Source organism: Pseudomonas sp. AK106 (assembly GCF_053903055.1).
Genome location: NZ_CP096426.1, coordinates 4,013,563 through 4,035,438, shown reverse-complemented (window position 1 = coordinate 4,035,438; position 21,876 = coordinate 4,013,563). Strand labels below are relative to the sequence as shown.

Here is a 21,876-nt window from a genome sequence, read left to right as displayed (position 1 = left end):
ACGCGGGATCACATAAGAATCAACACAAGAGGTGTCTATGTTCAATAAGAAAAACAAGCTGCGACATAGTGTGACGGTAGCGACGATGGTAATGCTCAGTGGCTTGAGCGTGTCGGCTTGGGCCGATCAGTACGAGGATGCGGCGAAGAAATGGGCCGACAGCGAGTTCAAGCCGAGCACGCTCTCCGATGCCGAGAAGCTCAAGGAACTGGAGTGGTTCATCAAGGCCGCCGAGCCGTTCCGCGGCATGGACATCAAGGTGGTGTCCGAAACCTTGACCACCCATGAATATGAATCCAAAACCCTGGCCAAGGCGTTCACCGAAATCACCGGCATCAAGGTCACCCACGACCTGCTGCAGGAAGGCGACGTGATCGAGAAACTGCAGACCGCCATGCAGTCCAACCAGAGTATCTATGACGGCTGGGTGAACGACTCCGACCTGATCGGTACGCACTTCCGCTACGGCAAGGCGATGTCTCTGACAGACCTGATGGCCAGCCCGGAAGGGGCGAAAGTCACTTCTCCGACCCTCGACCTCAAGGACTTCATCGGCACCTCGTTCACCACGTCGCCAGAAGTCAAAGACGCGTCCGGCAAAGTCGTTACGCCGGCCAAGCTCTATCAGCTGCCTGACCAGCAGTTTGCCAACCTTTACTGGTTCCGCGCCGACTGGTTCGAGCGTCCTGACCTGAAAGAGAAATTCAAGGCCAAATACGGCTACGAGCTGGGCGTTCCGGTGAACTGGTCGGCCTATGAAGACATTGCCAAGTTCTTCAGCGAAGACGTCAAGGAACTCGACGGCAAGAAAGTCTACGGTCACATGGACTACGGCAAGAAAGACCCGTCCCTGGGCTGGCGCTTCACCGATGCCTGGTTCTCCATGGCCGGCAGCGGCGACAAAGGCTTGCCGAACGGTCTTCCGGTCGACGAGTGGGGTATCCGCGTAGAGGACTGCCACCCGGTCGGTTCGAGCATTACCCGCGGCGGCGACACCAACGGCCCGGCCGCTGTGTACGCCACTCAGAAGTACATCGACTGGCTCAAGGCCTACGCGCCGCCTGAAGCGGCAGGCATGACGTTCTCCGAGTCCGGCCCGGTGCCGTCCCAGGGTAACGTTGCTCAGCAGATCTTCTGGTACACCGCTTTCACCGCCGACATGACCAAGCCGGGTCTGCCGGTCATGAATGCCGACGGCACGCCGAAATGGCGCATGGCTCCATCGCCAAAAGGCCCTTACTGGAAAGAGGGCATGAAGCTGGGTTACCAAGACGTGGGCTCCTGGACCTTCCTCAAGTCCACCGAGGAGAAGAAACGCCTGGCCGCCTGGCTTTACGCGCAGTTCGTGACGTCGAAATCCGTCTCGCTGAAGAAAACCATCGTGGGCCTGACGCCGATTCGTGAATCGGACATCAACTCCAAAGAGATGACCGCCCTGGCGCCGAAACTCGGTGGTCTGGTCGAGTTCTATCGCAGCCCGGCCCGCGTGCAATGGTCGCCAACCGGCACCAACGTTCCGGACTATCCGAAGCTGGCACAGCTGTGGTGGAGTCATGTGGCTGAAGCCGTTACCGGCGAGAAAACCGCGCAGGCGGCTCTCGACGGTCTGGCCAAGGACCAGGATGCAATCATGACCCGGATCGAGCGCTCCAAGGTTCAGGAACCAAGCGGTTGCGCGCCGAAGATGAACCCGGAAACCTCGGCGGAAGAGTGGTACACCAAAGCCGAGAAGAGCAACGGTGCCTTCCTCGCACCGCAGCGCAAACTGGCCAACGAGAAGCCGAAGGGCGAAACCATCGCTTACTCCGACCTCTTGAAGAGCTGGGAAGCGGCCAAGAAGTAAGCTGCACGCTTCCACGTTCAGCCCATAAAAAAACGGCACCCTCGGGTGCCGTTTTTCATGTGCGCGTCTTGATGCGTCGGCTTGAATGATCAGCCGTGCAGCGTTTCTGCCGCGTACAGTGTGTTTTCCAGCAGGCAGGCGCGGGTCATAGGGCCAACGCCGCCTGGCACTGGCGTGATCCAGCCGGCACGGGGCAGGGCGGTGTCGTACACCACATCACCCACCAGCTTGCCGTCATCCTGACGGTTGATGCCGACGTCGATAACGATCGCGCCTTCCTTGATCCACTCGCCCTTGACCAGGCCCGGCTTGCCCGCCGCCACAACCACCAGATCGGCACGGCCCACGTGTCCGGCCAGGTCCTGAGTGAAGCGATGGGTTACGGTCACGGTGCAGCCCGCCAGCAGCAGCTCCATCGCCATCGGACGACCGACGATGTTGGAAGCGCCCACCACGACCGCGTCCTTGCCGTACAGGTCGACACCGGTGCTTTCCAGCAGGGTCATGATGCCCTTGGGGGTGCAGGGCCGCAGCAGTGGAATGCGCTGGGCCAGTCGCCCTACGTTGTAGGGGTGGAAGCCATCGACGTCTTTATCCGGGCGGATGCGCTCCAGGAGGCTGGAAGATTCCAGATGCTCGGGCAGCGGCAGTTGCAGCAGGATGCCGTCGATGGCCGGGTCGTCGTTGAGACGATCGATCAGATCGGTCAGTTCGGTCTGGGTGGTTTCACTGGGCAGGTCATAGGCCTGGGAGATGAAGCCGACCTCTTCGCAGTCTTTGCGTTTGTGCGAGACGTAAACCTGAGAGGCGGGGTCGCTGCCGACCAGAATCACCGCGAGGCCCGGCGTGCGCAGGCCTTGCTGGCGACGCTGGGCGACTCGTTGGGCGATCTGCTGGCGCAGGTTGGCTGCGATCGCTTTGCCGTCTATTAGTTTTGCAGTCATTACGCGTGATTAACCATCGGAAGGGGAGGGAAAAAGAGCGCGCATTCTCGCATGACCTGACCCAAGGGCAAAGACGGTTGGTCCGCTTAATAAGCTAACCCCTTTAATTAACTGAATTTTTTTGAAAAAAGTGTTGACGACCTTTTGGGCCGTCTATAAGATTCGTCGCACTTGTCGGGCACAACCCCACACAGGATTAGCCGGAAGCGGCAAATCAGGTCGAAAGGTTGAATAAGTCAGGTAGAGTTAAGATCTGCTCAGCGTGATTGAAAGCTCTTAATTTGCAGTCTTACGAAGGCAAATGAAATAAGTGCCCGTAGCTCAGCTGGATAGAGCATCCGCCTTCTAAGCGGATGGTCGCAGGTTCGAGTCCTGCCGGGTGCGCCATTAGGCAGCTTTGGCACAAGTAGCATTCAAGTTGAATGCGTCGGTTACAACGCAATATGGTGGGCGTAGCTCAGTTGGTAGAGCACGGGATTGTGACTCCCGTTGTCGAGGGTTCGATCCCCTTCGTCCACCCCATATTCGAAAAGGCGCCAGATTCATAATCTGGCGCCTTTGCTTTAAGCGCTTTAAAACGCGGATGTGGTGGAATTGGTAGACACACTGGATTTAGGTTCCAGCGCCGCAAGGTGTGAGAGTTCGAGTCTCTCCGTCCGCACCAGTTACAGGTCTCGCAACACCTCGGGTGTTGAGGGATGAAAGAAGGCCGCCTTGTGCGGCTTTTTTTGTTTCAGCGTACTGCTTTTTGACGCGGTGCGAGCTTGATGGGTCCAGGAACGCGGGGCTCGTCCGGTGTGCTTCCAGGGACTGGATCATGTTTCGGTCGTCCTTTTGCTTCCTTTATATAGGGGCGTATCAGGTGCGTTCCAGACACCTCGCGCAGGCTGAAACATTCGTCTGCGATACCCGGGCTGCATGCCACTTTATTTACCCTTGTTCAGTAGGGTGACTTCTTGAGTTTGACCCACTAGAATGCTTGCCCTTGATTCTGGGGTCGGAAACGGCCGGCTAACGTCTGTGCAACGAGGAATATCCATGCAAGTTTCTGTTGAAAACACTTCCGCTCTCGAGCGCCGCATGACCATTGGCGTGCCCGCTGAGCGCATCGAGACTGAAGTCAACAAGCGTCTGCAGCAGACCGCACGTAAAGCCAAGATCCCGGGCTTCCGCCCAGGCAAAGTGCCTATGAGCGTGATCCGCCAGCGTTACGAAGACGGTGCTCGTCAAGACGCACTGGGCGACCTGATCCAGGCGACCTTCTACGAAGCCGTCGTCGAGCAAAAGCTGAACCCGGCTGGCGCACCTTCCGTCGAGCCGAAAACCTTCGAAAAGGGCAAGGACCTCGAGTACATCGCTACTTTCGAAGTGTTCCCTGAATTTACCGTTGCCGGTTTCGACTCCATTTCCGTCGAGCGTCTGTCGGCTGACGTCGCTGATTCCGATCTGGACAACATGCTGGAAATCCTGCGCAAGCAGAATGTCAGCTTCGAAGTAGCCGACCGCGCTGCGCAAAACGAAGACCAGCTGAACATCGACTTCGTTGGCAAGATCGACGGTGAAGCATTCGCTGGCGGTTCGGCCACCGGTACTCAGCTGGTGCTGGGTTCGGGTCGCATGATCCCGGGTTTCGAAGACGGTCTGGTTGGCGCCAAAGCCGGCGAAGAGCGCGTTCTGAACCTGACCTTCCCAGAGGATTATCAGAATCTGGAGCTGGCTGGCAAAACCGCCGAGTTCACCGTCACTGTCAATACTGTGTCGGCACCGACCCTGCCTGAGCTGAACGAAACGTTCTTCAAGCAGTTCGGCATCAAGGAAACCAACATCGAAGGCTTCCGCACCGAAGTTCGCAAGAACATGGAGCGCGAGCTGCGTCAGGCCATCAAGTCCAAGGTCAAGAATCAGGTAATGGACGGTCTGCTGGCCGCCAACCCGATCGAAGTGCCTAAAGCGCTGCTGGAAAACGAAGTGAACCGTCTGCGCGTCCAGGCTGTTCAGCAGTTCGGCGGCAACATCAAGCCTGACCAGCTGCCGGCAGAGCTGTTCGAAGAGCAGGCCAAGCGCCGCGTTGAACTGGGTCTGATCGTGGCTGAAGTCGTCAAGCAGTTCGACCTCAAGCCTGACGACACCCGCGTTCGCGAGCTGATTCAGGAAATGGCTTCCGCTTACCAGGAGCCAGAGCAGGTTGTGGCCTGGTACTACAAGAACGAACAGCAAATGAACGAAGTTCGTTCGGTTGTGCTGGAAGAACAAGTTGTGGATACTGTTTTGCAGAAAGCGAGCGTGACCGATAAAGCGGTCTCGTACGAAGAGGCAGTCAAGCCGGTTGAAGCTCCACAAGCCGACTGATTTCCTTCTCTCGTTCGAAAACACCATAAGCCAGCCTTCGCGCTGGCTTATGCGTATTCAAGACATGACTATTTGGGAGTGAATGCGAGACATGTCCCGCAATTCTTATATTCAGCAGAACTCTGACATCCAGGCCGCTGGCGGCCTGGTCCCGATGGTTATCGAGCAGTCCGCCCGTGGCGAGCGCGCCTATGACATCTACTCCCGCCTGCTCAAGGAGCGCGTCATCTTCCTGGTCGGTCCGGTTGAAGACTACATGGCCAACCTCATCTCGGCGCAGCTGCTGTTCCTTGAAGCGGAAAACCCGGACAAGGACATCCATCTTTACATCAACTCCCCAGGCGGTTCGGTGACTGCGGGCATGGCGATCTACGACACCATGCAGTTCATCAAGCCTGACGTTTCCACAACCGTCATGGGCCAGGCCTGCAGCATGGGCGCTTTCCTGTTGGCCGGTGGCGCTAAGGGCAAGCGTTTCGCACTGCCGAACTCCCGGGTCATGATTCACCAGCCGTTGGGCGGTTTTCAGGGCCAGGCGTCGGACATCGACATCCACGCACGGGAAATCCTGTTCATCCGTCAACGTCTGAACGAACTGCTGGCGCATCACACCGGCCAGTCGCTCGAAACGATCGAACGCGACACCAACCGCGACAATTTCATGAGCGCAGAACGCGCTGCCGAATACGGTCTGGTGGACTCGGTCATCGATCGGCGTCAAATGACCAAATGACTGCGTGAAGGGCAATGATCCCGGGCGGTCGGTACTTCCGTGCCGCCTGCGGACTTGAAAAATCGAGCAATTGCCTTCATCTTGTGTTGCAAGCCTACCGGATTGGATCGATCGAATGACTGACACCCGCAACGGCGAGGACAACGGCAAACTGCTTTATTGCTCCTTCTGCGGCAAAAGCCAGCATGAAGTGCGCAAGTTGATTGCCGGCCCCTCGGTATTTGTTTGTGACGAGTGCGTCGACCTGTGCAACGACATCATCCGCGAGGAGGTGCAGGAAGCACAGGCCGAAAGCAGCGCGCATAAATTGCCATCGCCTAAAGAAATCAGCGGCATCCTTGACCAGTACGTCATTGGTCAGGAGCGTGCCAAAAAGGTTCTCGCAGTAGCGGTGTACAACCACTACAAGCGACTGAACCAGCGCGACAAGAAAAACGACGACGTTGAATTGGGCAAGAGCAACATCCTGCTGATCGGCCCGACGGGCTCCGGCAAGACCCTGCTGGCGGAAACGTTGGCTCGTTTGCTCAACGTTCCTTTCACCATCGCCGACGCCACCACCCTGACCGAAGCTGGTTATGTGGGTGAGGACGTCGAGAACATCATTCAGAAGCTGTTGCAGAAGTGCGATTACGATGTCGAGAAGGCCCAGATGGGTATCGTCTACATCGACGAGATCGACAAGATTTCGCGCAAGTCCGACAACCCTTCCATCACCCGTGATGTGTCGGGCGAGGGCGTGCAGCAGGCCTTGCTGAAGCTGATTGAAGGCACCGTGGCTTCCGTTCCGCCTCAAGGTGGTCGCAAGCACCCACAGCAGGAATTCCTGCAGGTGGACACGCGCAACATCCTCTTCATCTGCGGCGGTGCGTTCTCTGGCCTGGAAAAGGTCATCCAGAATCGCTCCACCAAAGGCGGCATTGGCTTCAACGCCGAAGTGCGCAGCAAGGAAGAGGGCAAGAAGGTCGGCGAATCCCTGCGTGAAGTCGAGCCTGACGATCTGGTCAAGTTCGGTCTGATCCCGGAATTCGTGGGTCGTCTGCCTGTACTGGCGACGCTGGACGAGCTGGACGAAGCTGCGCTGATGCAGATTCTGACCGAACCGAAGAACGCGCTGACCAAGCAATACGGCAAATTGTTCGAAATGGAGGGCGTGGACCTCGAGTTCCGCCCGGATGCGTTGAAATCGGTTGCCCGTCGTGCGCTTGAGCGCAAGACCGGTGCTCGCGGTCTGCGCTCCATCCTCGAGGGCGTTCTGCTCGACACCATGTACGAGATCCCGTCGCAATCCGACGTGAGCAAGGTGGTGATCGATGAGAGCGTGATCGAGGGCACCTCCAAGCCGCTGTTGATTTATGAAAACAGCGAGCCACCTGCCAAGGCGGCACCGGACGCGTAGCCTGCTGGCAACGCACCGGGCGACTGGAAACGAAAAGGGCCCTCGGGCCCTTTTCGCGTTTCCCTCAAGTCCGGCCCGCGTTTCAGGGTCCTTTCGCTTTAACTCAAAGCGGCGCTTGTTTTTTTAAGGTTCAACCCCCATCTTGATTTTCAGCTTATTTATATCTGTCCATGGCCTGAAGGCCGCCGTAGAGGCGAAATCATGAAGACGACCATTGAACTGCCTCTCTTGCCACTGCGCGATGTTGTGGTTTACCCGCATATGGTTATTCCGCTGTTCGTGGGGCGCGAGAAGTCGATCGAGGCCCTTGAAGCGGCGATGACCGGCGACAAGCAAATCCTGCTGCTGGCGCAACGGAACCCGGCCGACGACGATCCCGGTGAAGACGCGCTGTACAACGTTGGCACCGTCGCCACCGTGCTGCAGCTGCTGAAGCTGCCGGATGGCACTGTGAAGGTTTTGGTTGAAGGCGAGCAGCGTGGCTCGGTCGAGCGCTTCATCGAGGTCGACGGCCATTGCCGCGCCGAAGTCGCGCTGATCGATGAAGTGGACGCGCCGGATCGTGAATCCGAGGTCTTCGTCCGCAGCCTGCTGGCTCAGTTCGAACAATACGTCCAACTGGGCAAAAAAGTCCCGGCGGAAGTGCTTTCCTCCCTCAACAGCATCGATGAGCCGGGTCGTCTGGTCGACACCATGGCTGCCCACATGGCGCTGAAGATCGAACAGAAGCAGGAAATTCTCGAGATCATTGACCTGTCGGCCCGTGTCGAACACGTGCTGGCGTTGCTGGATGCCGAAATTGACTTGCTGCAGGTCGAGAAGCGCATCCGCGGTCGCGTGAAAAAACAGATGGAGCGCAGTCAGCGCGAGTACTACCTGAATGAGCAGATGAAGGCTATTCAGAAGGAGCTCGGCGACAGCGAAGAGGGCCACAACGAAATCGAAGAGCTGAAAAAGCGCATCGATGCCGCCGGTCTGCCTAAAGACGCGATGACCAAAGCGACCGCTGAGCTCAACAAGCTCAAGCAGATGTCGCCGATGTCCGCCGAGGCCACCGTCGTTCGTTCCTACATCGACTGGCTGGTTCAGGTGCCGTGGAAGGCTCAGAGCAAGGTCCGTTTGGACCTCGCCCGCGCCGAGGACATCCTCGACGCCGACCACTACGGTCTGGATGAAGTCAAAGAGCGCATCCTCGAATACCTCGCCGTGCAAAAGCGCGTGAAGAAGATTCGCGGCCCGGTGTTGTGCCTGGTCGGTCCTCCTGGTGTGGGTAAAACCTCGCTGGCGGAGTCGATCGCCCACGCCACCAACCGCAAGTTCGTCCGTATGGCGCTGGGCGGCGTGCGCGATGAAGCTGAAATTCGTGGCCACCGTCGCACCTACATCGGTTCCATGCCTGGTCGTCTGATCCAGAAAATGACCAAGGTTGGTGTGCGCAACCCGTTGTTCCTGCTCGATGAAATCGACAAGATGGGCAGTGACATGCGCGGTGACCCGGCGTCGGCATTGCTGGAAGTGCTCGACCCCGAGCAGAACCACAACTTCAACGACCATTACCTGGAAGTCGACTACGACCTGTCCGACGTAATGTTCCTGTGCACCGCCAACTCGATGAACATTCCACCGGCGCTTCTTGACCGTATGGAAGTGATTCGTCTGCCCGGTTACACCGAAGACGAGAAGATCAACATCGCCACCAAGTACCTCTCGCCCAAGCAGATCGCTGCCAACGGCTTGAAGAAAGGCGAGGTCGAGTTCGAGGTCGAGGCGATTCGCGACATCATCCGTTACTACACCCGTGAAGCGGGCGTACGTAGCCTCGAGCGTCAGATCGCCAAGGTGTGCCGTAAAGCGGTCAAGGAACACGCCCACGAGAAGCGTTTCTCCGTGACCGTGACCGCGGACATGCTCGAGAACTTCCTGGGTGTGCGCAAATTCCGTTATGGCCTCGCCGAGCAGCAGGATCAGGTCGGTCAGGTGACCGGTCTGGCGTGGACGCAGGTGGGTGGCGAGCTGCTGACCATCGAAGCGGCGGTCGTTCCGGGCAAGGGTCAACTGATCAAGACCGGTTCGCTGGGCGATGTGATGGTCGAGTCGATCACTGCCGCGCTGACCGTTGTGCGCAGCCGTGCGAAGAGCCTGGGCATCCCTCTGGACTTCCACGAGAAGCGCGACACGCACATCCATATGCCGGAAGGTGCAACGCCAAAAGACGGCCCGAGCGCAGGCGTAGGCATGTGCACGGCGCTGGTGTCCGCCCTGACCGGGATTCCGGTTCGTGCCGACGTGGCCATGACGGGTGAAATCACCCTCCGTGGACAGGTGCTGGCAATCGGCGGTCTCAAGGAGAAATTGCTGGCTGCTCACCGTGGTGGCATCAAGACAGTGATCATCCCCGAGGAGAACGTTCGCGATCTGAAGGAGATCCCTGACAACATCAAGGCCGACCTGCAGATCAAACCGGTTAAATGGATTGACGAGGTCTTGCAAATTGCGCTGCAATACGCGCCAGAGCCCTTGCCGGACGTGGCTCCCGAGATGGTTGCCAAGGATGAAAAGCGCGAGTCTGACGCCAAGGAGAGGATCAGCACGCATTAGTCTGGGAGGCCTTCCTTGACAGGTTTTTGGAGCCCTTGCTATAAAGCGGCTCTTCAAGCCTGTTCAGGCCGCTCAGTGTTCGTTTGGTTACACCAAAAAAAACTTAGAAATACTCAAATACATAAGGGGACTTAGAGTGAACAAGTCGGAACTGATTGATGCCATCGCCGCATCCGCTGACATCCCGAAAGCTGCTGCCGGCCGTGCGCTGGACGCTGTAATCGAATCCGTCACTGGCGCTCTCAAGGGTGGCGACTCTGTTGTACTGGTAGGCTTCGGCACGTTCTCTGTCACTGATCGTCCTGCCCGTACCGGCCGTAACCCTCAGACCGGTAAAACCCTGGAAATTCCAGCGGCCAAGAAACCAGGTTTCAAAGCCGGTAAAGCTCTGAAAGAAGCCGTCAACTAAGTTTCTTTTTACTTTGCCCGCCCAGGACAGCGTTATCTCTGTTCAGGGCGTGAAGCGGCAAGTGCGGTTGGTCAAGCGCTGGACTGTCACTCGGGGAACGCACATCGAACCCCGTCCGCTTTGCAAGTTACGAGAAGGCGCATCCTCCGATGCGCCTTTCTTCTATCCGGATTCAACCCACGCTCCGCGTTACCGTGTGCAGCAGCCTGGTGAGTCGAGTACAACCCTCTGGGGGATACATGCTGCAGAATATCAGGGACAATTCACAGGGCTGGATTGCCAAAACCATCATCGGGGTCATCATCGCTCTGATGGCCCTGACCGGGTTCGATGCCATCTTCCGCGCAACCAGCCACTCGCAGGATGCTGCGAAGGTGAATGGCGAAGAAGTCACCCAGGCTGAACTGGGTCAAGCGGTTGAAATGCAACGCCGTCAGCTGATGCAACAGCTGGGCAAGGATTTCGATCCTGCAATGCTCAACGAAAAGATGCTGCGTGACTCGGCCCTCAAGGGCTTGATCGACCGCAAGCTGCTGTTGCAGGGCGCCGCCGATTCCAAGTTCGGTTTCTCCGAAGCTGCGCTGGACCAGCAGATGCTGCTGACCCCTGAATTTCAGGTCGACGGTAAATTCAGTGCTGATCGCTTCGATCAGGTCATTCGCCAGCTCGGCTATTCCCGTCTGCAGTTCCGCCAGATCCTGGGCCAGGAAATGCTGATCGGCCAGATTCGTGCCGGTATTGGCGGCAGTGCATTCGTCACTGACGCCCAAGTCGACGCATTCGCCCGTCTGGAAAAACAGACCCGGGATTTCGCGACGCTGACCCTGCCGGCCGATCCGTCGAGCGTGAAAGTCACCGACGACGAGATCAAGGCGCACTACGATCAGCACGCCAAAGAGTTTCTGAGTCCTGAGCAAGTGGTCCTCGACTACATCGAACTGAAGAAGTCCTCCTTCTTCGACAAAGTGTCGGTGAAGGACGAAGACCTGCAGGCGGCGTATCAGAAAGAGATCGCCAACTTGGCCGAGCAGCGCCGTGCGGCCCACATCCTGATCGAAGTCAACGACAAGACCACGGACGCTCAGGCGAAAGCCAAGATTGAAGAAATCCAGCAGCGTGTGGCCAAAGGCGAAGATTTCGCTGCGCTGGCCAAGGAGTTCTCCCAGGATCCGGGCTCGTCGACCAAGGGCGGTGACTTGGGCTATGCCGGCAAGGGGGTCTATGACCCGGCCTTCGAGGACGCGCTGTACGCGCTGAACAAGGATCAGGTGTCCGCACCTGTTCGCAGTCAGTTCGGCTGGCACTTGATCAAGCTGCTGGGCGTTGAAGCACCGTCGGTGCCGACGTTCGCCAGTCTGAAAGACAAGCTGACCCACGACCTGAAGTCTCAGCAGGTCGAGCAGAAGTTTGTCGATGCAAGCAAGAAACTGGAAGACGCGGCGTTCGAAGCGTCGGATCTGTCGCAGCCTGCTCAGGATCTGGGACTGAAAGTGCAGACCACTGCGCCGTTCGGTCGCGAGGGTGGCGAAGGCGTTGCAGCCAACCGTGCGGTGATTCAGGCGGCTTTCAGCCCGGAAGTGATGGAAGAGGGTTCCAACAGTTCCGCGCTGGAGCTGGATCCCGAGACCGTGGTGGTGGTGCATGTCAAAGAGCACCGTCAGCCTGAGCAGTTGCCGTTGGAAGCGGTATCGGCGCCGATTCGTGCGCAACTGGCGAAGGAACATGCCAGCGATGCGGTGAAGACCAAGGGCGAGGCGCTGCTGGGAGGCCTGCGTGACGGTAAAGTGCCGTATGCGGCGACCAAGCAGGAAGGCCAGAGCTGGAAGGTCGTGGAAGCGGCCTCACGCAGCCAGGAGGGTGTCGATCCTCAGGTGCTGCAGGCTGTATTCCGTATGCCGAAGCCGGAAGGCAAGGACAAGCCGGTTTATGGCAGCCTGACGGCGGCGGATGGCAGCTTTGTGATTGTGCGTCTGAATGGCGTGAATCAGGCGGCGCCGGCGTCGGATGAGGAGAAGAGCCAGTACCGTCGTTTCCTGTCGTCCCGTGAGGGTCAGCAGGATTTCGCGGCCTACCGTAAGCAGTTGGAAGCAGCGGCGAAGATCGAGAAGTATTGATCGACGCAGGAAGCTGTTAACAGAAAGCCCCGATTCGCGAGAATCGGGGCTTTTTTGTGTCTTGCGAAAGGGCAGGATCAAGAGCGTCTGCCTCACGGCAGACATTTCGCCTTCGGCGAGTTACTTTTAAAAAGCACTAAAAGTAACCAAAAGTGCCTGCTCCTGGTTGGGCCCTTCCTTCGTCAGGGTTCCTTCACTCCGGTCTCGCTCCGTGGGCCCGCTGCCATCCGCCATCCATGGCGGGGGGCAGCTCTCGCCGCATCCATGCGGCTCGGCCCACTGCGCGAGACCTGCGTTCAGCCTGCACCCAAGTCGCGATTGGTGTCGTCTGGACGTTATGTGTATGAAGATCAAGATCAAGATCAAGATCAAGTGGAGATCAAAGGCTTCCCGGCTGAAGCCGGTCCCACTAGGTGCCCGCGGTGATTTCCTTGGGACCGGCTTTGATCGTTCCCACGCTCCACGTGGTAACGCCGCCGCCGACGCTCCGCATCCCTCGGACAACGCATATTCAGGCCGGGGAGGTGACGCGGAGCGTCACGGCATGCATTCCCACGCGGAGCGAGGGAACGATCCACGATCACCTAAACAACGCGCACCCCGTAGGACCGGCTTTAGCCGGGAAGCTGTTGCTGTTGATCTTCTACGCGGTAGCCCGCACACCGCAGAACGCGACTTGGTTGCAGGCCGAACGCAGACGACGCGCAGTGGGCCGAGCGGCATGGATGCCGCGAGAGCGCCGCTAGGACATGGATGTCCGTTAGGCGCGGGCCCACGGAGCGGCGTCGGAGTGAGGGAATTCCGACGTAGGAGGAACCTAGCCAGGAGCAAGCACCCTTGGTTACTTGGGGTGCTTTTCCAAGTAACTCGCCGAAGGCGAAACAGTTCTGCCTCTGGCAGAACCCTGTCAGCGCCACCCGCGGCCTGGAATTATCACGCTACTCCAGGGCCGATCTCACCAAAGAAACCCAAGGCGAAAAAAAACGGCAGATCATCCAGCCACAGGGCCGTCTGATCCACCGCTTTCGCCAGCTAGCCGGCGCTTACAGGTCGTGCGCCAGGCTTCAGAGCGTCATCACTCTGAAAAGGGGCAAGCAACCCTCAACCTTCCAGATCACCCATCGCCGTGGTATTGAAACCACCGTCGACGTACATGATCTCGCCACTGACACCGGACGCCAGGTCAGAGCACAAGAAAGCGCCAGCGTTACCCACTTCTTCAATGGTCACGTTGCGACGCAATGGAGTCTGCGCCTCGTTGGCCGCCAGCATCTTGCGGAAGTTGGAGATACCCGAAGCGGCGAGGGTACGGATCGGGCCAGCCGATACCGCGTTGACACGGGTACCGTCCGGGCCGAGGCTGCGGGCCAGGTAACGGACGCCGGCTTCAAGGCTGGCCTTGGCCATGCCCATCACGTTGTAGTTCGGCATGGTGCGCTCGGCACCCAGGTACGACAGGGTCAGCAGGCTGCCGTTGCGGCCCTTCATCAGGTCGCGGCCGGCTTTGGCCAGGGCCACGAAGCTGTAGGCGCTGATGTCGTGAGCGATACGGAAACCTTCACGTGTGGTGGCTTGGGTGAAATCACCGTCCAGTTGGTCGCCCGGCGCGAAGCCAACGGAGTGCACGATGCAGTCCAGGCCGTCCCACTTTTTGCTCAGTTCTTCGAAGACCTTGGCGATTTCTTCGTCGCTGGCGACGTCGCAAGGGAAGCACAGGTCGGCGTTCGAACCCCAACCCTCGGCGAATTCCTCGACGCGCTTCTTGAGTTTTTCGTTCTGATAGGTGAAAGCAAGCTCAGCGCCTTCACGGTGCATGGCGGCAGCGATACCGGATGCGATGGACAATTTGCTGGCGACACCGACGATCAGGACGCGCTTACCGGCGAGAAAACCCATTGTTTTGTTCCTCTTCAGGTTAATCGACAGCTGCCGGCGCCAAGAAGGCGGCCTCCAGCAGCTGCTGTGTATAAGGATGTTGCGGTGCGGCGAAGATGTCTTCTGCCACACCCTGTTCGACCACTTGGCCTTGCTTGACCACCATCAGTTGGTGGCTTAACGCCTTGACCACCGCCAAGTCATGGCTGATGAACAAATACGTCAGGTTGTACTTGGTTTGCAGGGAGCGTAACAGCTCCACCACTTGACGCTGAACGGTGCGGTCGAGGGCCGATGTCGGCTCGTCCAGCAAAATCAGCGCCGGTTTTAACACTAATGCCCGGGCAATGGCGATCCTTTGCCGCTGTCCCCCTGAAAACTCGTGGGGGTAGCGGTGCCGGGTGGCCGGATCCAGGCCCACTTCCTTGAGCGCTTCAACCACGGCGGCTTCCTGTTCCACCGGGGTTCCCATCTTATGAATCCGCAGGCCTTCGCCGACGATGTCACACACCGACATGCGCGGGCTGAGGCTGCCGAACGGGTCCTGAAACACCACCTGCATCTGCCGCCGCAGCGGTCTGACCTGATGCTGATTCATCCCGCTAAGCGATTGCCCGTGAAAGCGTATCTCGCCTTCGCTGCGAATCAACCGAAGGATCGCCAGGCCCAGCGTCGATTTGCCCGAGCCGCTCTCGCCGACAATCCCCAGCGTCTGGCCCTTGGGCAGACTGAAATGGATGCCGTCGACCGCCTTGACGTGATCCACCGTGCGCTTGAACACGCCTTTCTTGATCGGAAACCAGACCCTCAGGTCTTCAACTTCCAGCATCGGCGCGCCCGGCGGGTTGTTCGCCGGCCCGCCTTTGGGCTCGGCGCTGAGCAGTTCACGGGTGTACGGATGCTGCGGCGCGCGAAACAGCTCTTCGCACGATGCCTGTTCGACGATGCAACCGCGCTGCATGACACATACTCGGTTGGCAATTTGCCTGACGACGTTCAAATCATGGCTGATCAGCAGCAAGGCCATGCCCAGCCGGGCCTGCAATTCCTTGAGCAGCTCGAGGATTTTCAGCTGCACCGTGACGTCCAGCGCAGTGGTCGGCTCATCGGCGATCAACAATTCGGGCTCGTTGGCCAGGGCCATCGCAATCATCACCCGCTGGCGCTGGCCGCCGGACAGTTCATGGGGCAGGGCTTTCAAGCGCTTGGCCGGTTCCGGAATGCCCACCAGATCGAGCAGCTCCAGCGTCCGTCGCGTCGCGGCTTTGCCGGTCAGGCCCTTGTGCAGGCCGAGCACTTCGTTGATCTGCTTTTCGATGGACTGCAGCGGGTTCAGTGAGGTCATCGGCTCCTGGAAAATCATCGCGATGCGATTGCCGCGAATGCCGCGCAGGCGCTTCTCACTGACTGTCAGCAGGTCATCACCGGCGTAGCGAATCGTCCCGGTCGGATGACGCGCGAGCGGGTAGGGCAGCAGCCGCAGGATCGAGTGGGCGGTGACTGACTTGCCCGATCCGCTTTCGCCGACCAGCGCCAGGGTTTCGCCCTTGCGGATGTCGAAGCTGATGCCCTCGACCACACGCTGGCCGTTGGTGCCGTTCACGAATTCGACGGAGAGGTCGCGAATCTCGATCAGATTGTCCTGATTCATCTCATTTCCTCGGGTCGAATGCGTCGCGGGCGGATTCGCCGATGAACACCAGCAGGCTCAACATGATCGCCAGCACAGCGAAGGCGCTGATACCCAGCCACGGCGCCTGCAGGTTGGATTTGCCTTGCGCCACCAGTTCGCCCAGCGAAGGCGAACCGGCGGGCAGGCCGAAGCCGAGGAAATCCAGCGCGGTCAGCGTGCCGATCGCGCCGGTGAGGATGAACGGCATGAAGGTCATGGTTGAGACCATCGCGTTGGGCAGGATGTGGCGGAACATGATCGCGCCGTTTTCCATGCCCAGCGCCCGGGCTGCGCGCACGTATTCCAGGTTGCGGCCACGCAGAAACTCGGCGCGCACCACGTCCACCAGGCTCATCCACGAGAACAGCAGCATGATGCCCAGCAGCCACCAGAAGTTGGGCTGCACGAAGCTGGCGAGGATGATCAACAGGTACAGCACCGGCAGCCCGGACCAGATTTCCAGAAAGCGCTGGCCGATCAGATCGACCCAGCCGCCGTAGAAACCCTGCAGCGCCCCGGCGATCACGCCGATGATGGAGCTCAGGATCGTCAGCGTCAGGGCGAACAGCACCGACACGCGGAAGCCGTAGATCACCCGCGCCAGCACGTCGCGGCCCTGATCGTCGGTGCCCAGCAGGTTCTCTCGCGACGGTGGTGCAGGGGCCGGGACTTTCAGGTCGTAGTTGATGCTCTGGTAGCTGTACGGAATCGGCGCCCACAGCGTCCATCCGTCTTTGGCCGCCAGCAGCTCTTTGATATACGGGCTCTTGTAGTTGGCTTCCAGCGGGAATTCACCGCCGAAGGTGGTTTCCGGGTAGCGCTTGAACACCGGGAAGTACCACTCGCCGTCGTAGCGCACGGCCAGGGGTTTGTCGTTGGCGATGAGCTCGGCGCCCAGGCTGGCGCCGAACAGGATCAGAAACAGCCACAACGACCACCAGCCACGCTTGTTGGCCTTGAAGCGTTCGAAACGGCGTCGATTGAGGGGGGACAACGTCATATCAATGATCCCTGCGGTCGAAGTCGATGCGTGGGTCGACCAGCGTGTAGGTCAGGTCGCCAATCAGTTTCACCACCAGCCCCAGCAGGGTGAAGATGAACAGCGTGCCGAACACCACCGGGTAATCACGGTTGATCGCGGCTTCGAAGCTCATCAGGCCAAGGCCGTCGAGGGAGAAGATCACTTCCACCAGCAGGGAGCCGGTGAAGAAGATGCCAATGAACGCCGACGGGAAACCGGCGATCACCAGCAGCATGGCGTTGCGGAACACGTGGCCGTAGAGGACTCGACGCTGGGTCAGGCCCTTGGCCTTGGCCGTGATCACGTACTGCTTGCCAATCTCGTCGAGAAAGCTGTTTTTGGTCAGCAGGGTCATGGTGGCGAAGTTGCCGATGACCAGCGCGGTGATCGGCAGCACCAAGTGCCAGAAGTAATCGCCCACTTTGCCCAGCCAGCTCATCTCATCGAAGTTGCTCGACGTCAGCCCGCGCAACGGGAACCAGTCGAAGTAACTGCCGCCGGCGAACACCACGATCAGCAGGATGGCAAACAGGAACGCCGGAATGGCGTAGCCGACGATGATCGCCGAGCTGGTCCACACGTCGAAATGGCTGCCATGGCGCGTGGCTTTGGCGATCCCCAGGGGGATCGACACCAGGTACATGATCAGCGTGCTCCACAGCCCGAGGGAGATCGACACCGGCATCTTCTCGACGATCAGGTCGATGACCTTGGCGTCGCGGAAGAAACTGTCGCCGAAATCCAGATGTGCGTAGTTCTTGACCATGATCCACAAGCGTTCCGGCGCCGATTTGTCGAAGCCGTACATGTGCTCGATTTCTTTGATCAGGCTCGGGTCCAGGCCCTGTGCGCCGCGATAGGTCGAGCCGGCCACCGAGACTTCAGCGCCGCCACCGGCGATGCGGCTGGTGGCGCCTTCGAAGCCTTCGAGCTTGGCGATCATCTGCTCCACCGGGCCGCCCGGCGCGGCCTGGATGATGACGAAGTTGATCAGCAGGATGCCGAACAGGGTCGGGATGATCAGCAGCAAGCGCCGCAGAATGTAGGCCAGCATGTTATCGCTCCGTGCCTTTGGCTGACTCGGCGTCGGCCGGCATCTGATCTGGCGCGGCCTGCACGGGAATGGCCGGCGTCGCGTCGGGCTTGACCCACCAGGTCACGGTGCCGATGTCGTAGAGCGGGGTTTTGCCCGGGTGGCCCAGGTGATCCCAGTACGCCACGCGCCAGGTCTTGATGTGCCAGTTCGGGATCACGTAGTAGCCCCACAGCAGCGCGCGGTCGAGGGCGCGGGTGTGGTCGATCAGGCTCTGGCGCGAGTCGGCGTTGATCAAGCCGCTCACCAGCGTGTCGATCGCCGGGTCTTTTAGGCCGATCACGTTGTAGCTACCCGGCTTGTCGGCGGCGGAGGAATCCCAGTATTCACGCTGTTCGTTACCCGGGGAGCTCGATTGCGGGAAACTGCCGACGATCATGTCGTAGTCCCGTGAGCGGCGGCGGGTGATGTACTGGGAGACATCGACCCGGCGGATTTCCAGATCAATGCCGATGTCGGCCAGGTTGCGTTTGTACGGCAGCAGCACGCGCTCGAATTCGGTCTGGGCCAGCAGAAACTCGATGGTGACCGGCTTGCCGTCGGTGTCGACCATCTTGTCGCCGACGATCTTCCAGCCGGCGTCCTTGAGCAGCTGGAACGCCTTGCGCTGTTGCTCGCGGATGATGCCGCTGCCATCGGTGACCGGCAGCTTGAATGCCTCAGTGAACACCGATTCGGGCAGCTTGCCGCGCAGGGGTTCCAGAATCTTCAGTTCGGCAGGCGTCGGCAGGCCTTTTGCGCCCATGTCGGAATTGTCGAAATAGCTTTTGGTGCGGGTGTAGCTGCCGAAGAACAGCTGCTTGTTGGTCCACTCGAAGTCGAGCAACAGGCTGAGGGCCTGACGCACGCGCACGTCCTGGAACATCGGCTTGCGCAGGTTGAAGATAAAGCCCTGCATGCCCTGAGGATTGCCGTTGGGGATTTCTTCCTTGATCAGACGGCCCTCTCTGACCGCCGGAACGTCATAGGCCGTCGCCCAGTTCTTCGCCGCCATCTCCTGCCAGAAGTCGAAAGCACCGGCTTTTAAAGCTTCGAGGGCCACCGTGTTGTCGCGGTAGTAGTCGGTGGACAGCCGATCAAAGTTGTAGAAGCCCTTGTTGATTGGCAGGTCCTTGCCCCAGTAGTCCTTGACCCGCTCGTAGCGAACCGAGCGTCCGGCTTTGACTTCGACCACCTTGTACGGGCCGCTGCCCAGCGGAATTTCCAGGTTACCCTTGCTGAAGTCGCGGGTTGCCCACCAATGTTTTGGCAATACCGGCAACTGGCCGAGGATCAGCGGCAGTTCGCGGTTGTCGTTGTGCTTGAACTTGAACAGCACCGTGGTCGGGTTTTCGGCGACGGCCTGATCAACGTCCGCGTAGTAACTGCGGTACAGCGGCGAGCCGTCCTTGATCAGGGTCTCGAAGCTGAACACCACGTCTTCGGCGCGGACCGGGTGGCCGTCATTGAATTTCGCTTCGGGCCGCAGGTAGAAACGCACCCAGCTGTTGTCCGGGGCTTTTTCGATCTTGCCGGCGATCAGGCCATATTCGGTGAAAGGCTCGTCCAGGCCCTGGCGGGCAAGGGTGTCGTAGATCAGGCCGATGTCGTCGGCAGGCACGCCCTTGCTGATGAACGGGTTGAGGCTGTCGAAGCCGCCAAACCCGGCGCTGCGCAGAATCCCGCCTTTGGGCGCGTCCGGGTTCACGTAATCGAAATGCTTGAAGTCCGCGGGGTATTTCGGCGCTTCGTTGTACAGGGTGATGGCGTGTTGCGGAGCCGCCTGGGTTGCACAGGTTACGCCCAGCAGCAGCGGGGCCAGCACGAACGGGCTCAGAAACAGGCCGCCGGCGCGGGTCAGGGAGCGCAGGGCAGTCATTGGGTTTTCTCCGAAGGCTTGAGCCACCACGCACGCAGGCCCAGGGTATAGGGCGGGGTGGTGACCATGGCGAACCGGTTGCGGTACGCCAGACGGTGATTATTGAGGTACCAGTTGGGGATCATGTAGTGCTGCCACAGCAACACGCGATCCAGTGCACGGGTCGCGGCCACCTGATCATCCCGGGTCTTCGCGGCCAACAGCTGGTTGAGCAGGTTGTCGACCACCGGGTTGGCGACGCCGGCGTAGTTTTTGCTGCCTTTGATGGTGGCCTGGCTGGAATGGAAATACTGCCATTGCTCCAGCCCCGGGCTGAGGGTCTGGTTCAGGGTCATCAGAATCATGTCGAAATCGAACTGGTCCAGCCGCTGTTTGTACTGAGCGCGGTCAACGGTGCGCAGGTGCGCGTCGACGCCGATCCGCGTGAGGTCTTCGATGTAGGGCTGCAGGATTCGCTCCAGGTTGGGATTGACCAGAAGTATTTCGAGACGCAACGGCTGCCCTGCGCTGTTGGTCAAACCGCGCTCGGTGAATGTCCAGCCCGCGTCGGCCAGCAGCCCCAGCGCCTTGCGAATGGAATCCCGGGGCACGCCGCCGCCGTCGGTTTTCGACACCGCGAAGGGCTGGGTGAACAGCCTGGCCGGCAACTGCTCGCGGTAGGGGGCGAGCATCAGGAACTCACGACCGGCGGGCAGTCCGCTGGAGGTGAATTCGCTGTTGGGGTAGTAGCTGGTCGAGCGCATATAGGCGTCATTGAACAGCGTGCGGTTGGTCCACTCGAAGTTGAACATCAGCCCCAGGGCTTCGCGCACACGGATGTCGGCGAACGCGCCGCGACGGGTGTTCATGAACAGCCCTTGGGTCTGCGTGGGGATCTGGTGCGGGATCTGCGCCTTGATCACCTTGCCCTCGGTCACCGCCGGGAAGTCATAACCGGTGAGCCAGTTCTTCGCCTGATGCTCGATGTAGATGTCGAACTCGCCCGCCTTGAACGCTTCGAACGCTACGTCGGCGTCGCGGTAGAACTCCACTTCGACGCGGTTGAAGTTGTACTTGCCGCGGTTGACCGGCAGGTCCTTGCCCCAATAGTCCTTCACCCGCTCGAACACCAGGCTGCGCCCCGGCCGCACCTGGGTGATGCGGTAGGGGCCGCTGCCCAACGGGGCCTCGAAGGAGGTGGCCTTGAAGTCGCGGTTCTTCCAGTAATGCTGCGGCAGAACCGGCAGTTCGCCGAGGCGCAGAATCAGTAATGGGTTGCCGGAGCGCTTGAACACGAAACGAATGCGGTGGCGGTTGAGGATGTCCACACGCTGCACTTCCTGCAACGCCGTGCGGTACTGCGGGTGACCGTCCTTCAGTAACGTTCTATAGGAAAACGCCACGTCGTAGGCGGTAATCGGCTTGCCGTCGTGAAAGCGCGCTTCGGGGCGCAGGTTGAACACCACCCAGCTGCGGTCGTCGCTGTACTCGACGGTTTTGGCGATCAGGCCGTAACTGGAGGTGGGTTCATCGCCGGAGGGGTCGTACTGTCCCGTGCCGACCATCAGTGGTTCGTTCAGCTCGCTGACGCCGTACTGGCCGAAGTTGGCCGTCGAAATCGGGCTGCTGCCCTTGAAGGTGTACGGGTTGAGGGTGTCGAACGTGCCGTTGGCCATGATTCGCAGGGTGCCAGCCTTCGGCGCCTCAGGATTGACCCAGTCGAAATGCGTGAAGCTGGCAGGGTACTTGAGGACGCCGAATTGTGCGTAACCATGGCTTTCGCTGATGGTCGCGGCGGCTGTCGTGCTCAAGACCAGGCTGAAAGTCAGCAGCAGGTGACGTATCAAGTCGGCGGTCGATCCAGGCAGCGGTCGGTCACAGTAACAGCTTGTATCGGCTGGAAAAAGGGCAGGGCGGGCGGCTGGAGGACGCTGACTCAGGCGCGAGCCTGTGGGAGCGAGGTGACTCCCACGATGGCGGGACTGGCCC

Annotated in this window: 14 protein-coding genes and 3 tRNA genes; 10 read left to right on the top strand and 7 right to left on the bottom strand. The window is 59.6% G+C overall.

Translation table 11 applies throughout. The features are described 5' to 3' along the window. Positions 1 to 37 precede the first annotated feature (37 nt). Positions 38 to 1,843, top strand: a complete 1,806-nt coding sequence (locus M1E04_RS17770; RefSeq protein WP_065986437.1) for an ABC transporter substrate-binding protein — start codon at positions 38 to 40, stop codon at positions 1,841 to 1,843. An 89-nt stretch (positions 1,844 to 1,932) separates the two neighbouring features. On the opposite strand, the gene folD is transcribed toward M1E04_RS17770, so the two are convergent. Continuing rightward, complete coding sequence (folD, locus tag M1E04_RS17765; protein WP_192134655.1) at positions 1,933 to 2,787, bottom strand: bifunctional methylenetetrahydrofolate dehydrogenase/methenyltetrahydrofolate cyclohydrolase FolD; 855 nt, start codon at positions 2,785 to 2,787, stop codon at positions 1,933 to 1,935. A gap of 310 nt (positions 2,788 to 3,097) precedes the next feature. On the opposite strand from folD, the gene M1E04_RS17760 reads away from it, so the two are divergent. From M1E04_RS17760 to M1E04_RS17720, 9 genes are all read left to right on the top strand, one after another. After that, positions 3,098 to 3,174 (top strand) — tRNA-Arg (locus tag M1E04_RS17760). 59 nt (positions 3,175 to 3,233) lie between these two features. Beyond that, positions 3,234 to 3,309, top strand: a tRNA-His gene (locus M1E04_RS17755). Between the two features lie 57 nt (positions 3,310 to 3,366). Further along, positions 3,367 to 3,451: transfer RNA gene (locus tag M1E04_RS17750), tRNA-Leu, on the top strand. 374 nt (positions 3,452 to 3,825) lie between these two features. Next, entirely contained in the window at positions 3,826 to 5,136 is a 1,311-nt protein-coding gene (tig, locus tag M1E04_RS17745; RefSeq protein WP_065986439.1) for a trigger factor, read from the top strand. A 91-nt stretch (positions 5,137 to 5,227) separates the two neighbouring features. Then, positions 5,228 to 5,869 (top strand): ATP-dependent Clp endopeptidase proteolytic subunit ClpP, encoded by a 642-nt coding sequence (gene clpP, locus M1E04_RS17740; protein WP_065986441.1) that lies wholly within the window; start codon positions 5,228 to 5,230, stop codon positions 5,867 to 5,869. 115 nt (positions 5,870 to 5,984) lie between these two features. Continuing rightward, complete coding sequence (gene clpX / locus M1E04_RS17735) at positions 5,985 to 7,268, top strand: ATP-dependent Clp protease ATP-binding subunit ClpX (RefSeq protein WP_037013640.1); 1,284 nt, start codon at positions 5,985 to 5,987, stop codon at positions 7,266 to 7,268. A 201-nt stretch (positions 7,269 to 7,469) separates the two neighbouring features. Further along, complete coding sequence (gene lon, locus M1E04_RS17730; protein ID WP_065986444.1) at positions 7,470 to 9,866, top strand: endopeptidase La; 2,397 nt, start codon at positions 7,470 to 7,472, stop codon at positions 9,864 to 9,866. Positions 9,867 to 10,002: 136 nt separating this feature from the next. After that, positions 10,003 to 10,275, top strand: coding sequence for an HU family DNA-binding protein (locus tag M1E04_RS17725; protein WP_065986445.1), 273 nt, complete (start codon positions 10,003 to 10,005; stop codon positions 10,273 to 10,275). 239 nt (positions 10,276 to 10,514) lie between these two features. Continuing rightward, entirely contained in the window at positions 10,515 to 12,389 is a 1,875-nt protein-coding gene (locus M1E04_RS17720) for a SurA N-terminal domain-containing protein (RefSeq protein WP_192134661.1), read from the top strand. 1,101 nt (positions 12,390 to 13,490) lie between these two features. On the opposite strand, the gene fabI is transcribed toward M1E04_RS17720, so the two are convergent. The 6 genes from fabI to M1E04_RS17690 are packed head-to-tail and all read right to left on the bottom strand — an operon-like array spanning position 13,491 to position 21,734. Next, positions 13,491 to 14,285: an enoyl-ACP reductase FabI gene (gene fabI / locus M1E04_RS17715; protein ID WP_065986448.1), complete on the bottom strand. Its 795-nt coding sequence runs from the start codon at positions 14,283 to 14,285 to the stop codon at positions 13,491 to 13,493. Between the two features lie 19 nt (positions 14,286 to 14,304). Continuing rightward, positions 14,305 to 15,915, bottom strand: a complete 1,611-nt coding sequence (locus tag M1E04_RS17710) for an ABC transporter ATP-binding protein (RefSeq protein WP_456291803.1) — start codon at positions 15,913 to 15,915, stop codon at positions 14,305 to 14,307. Between the two features lies 1 nt (position 15,916). Next, positions 15,917 to 16,936 carry an ABC transporter permease gene (locus M1E04_RS17705; RefSeq protein WP_192134665.1) on the bottom strand — a complete coding sequence of 340 codons (1,020 nt, stop codon included), beginning with the start codon at positions 16,934 to 16,936 and terminating at the stop codon, positions 15,917 to 15,919. A 1-nt stretch (position 16,937) separates the two neighbouring features. Continuing rightward, positions 16,938 to 18,011: a microcin C ABC transporter permease YejB gene (locus M1E04_RS17700; protein ID WP_122624745.1), complete on the bottom strand. Its 1,074-nt coding sequence runs from the start codon at positions 18,009 to 18,011 to the stop codon at positions 16,938 to 16,940. Between the two features lies 1 nt (position 18,012). After that, entirely contained in the window at positions 18,013 to 19,908 is a 1,896-nt protein-coding gene (locus tag M1E04_RS17695; RefSeq protein WP_192134667.1) for an extracellular solute-binding protein, read from the bottom strand. Further along, positions 19,905 to 21,734, bottom strand: coding sequence for an extracellular solute-binding protein (locus tag M1E04_RS17690; RefSeq protein ID WP_456291802.1), 1,830 nt, complete (start codon positions 21,732 to 21,734; stop codon positions 19,905 to 19,907). The genes M1E04_RS17695 and M1E04_RS17690 overlap by 4 nt, the downstream gene beginning before the upstream one ends. Positions 21,735 to 21,876 lie beyond the last annotated feature (142 nt).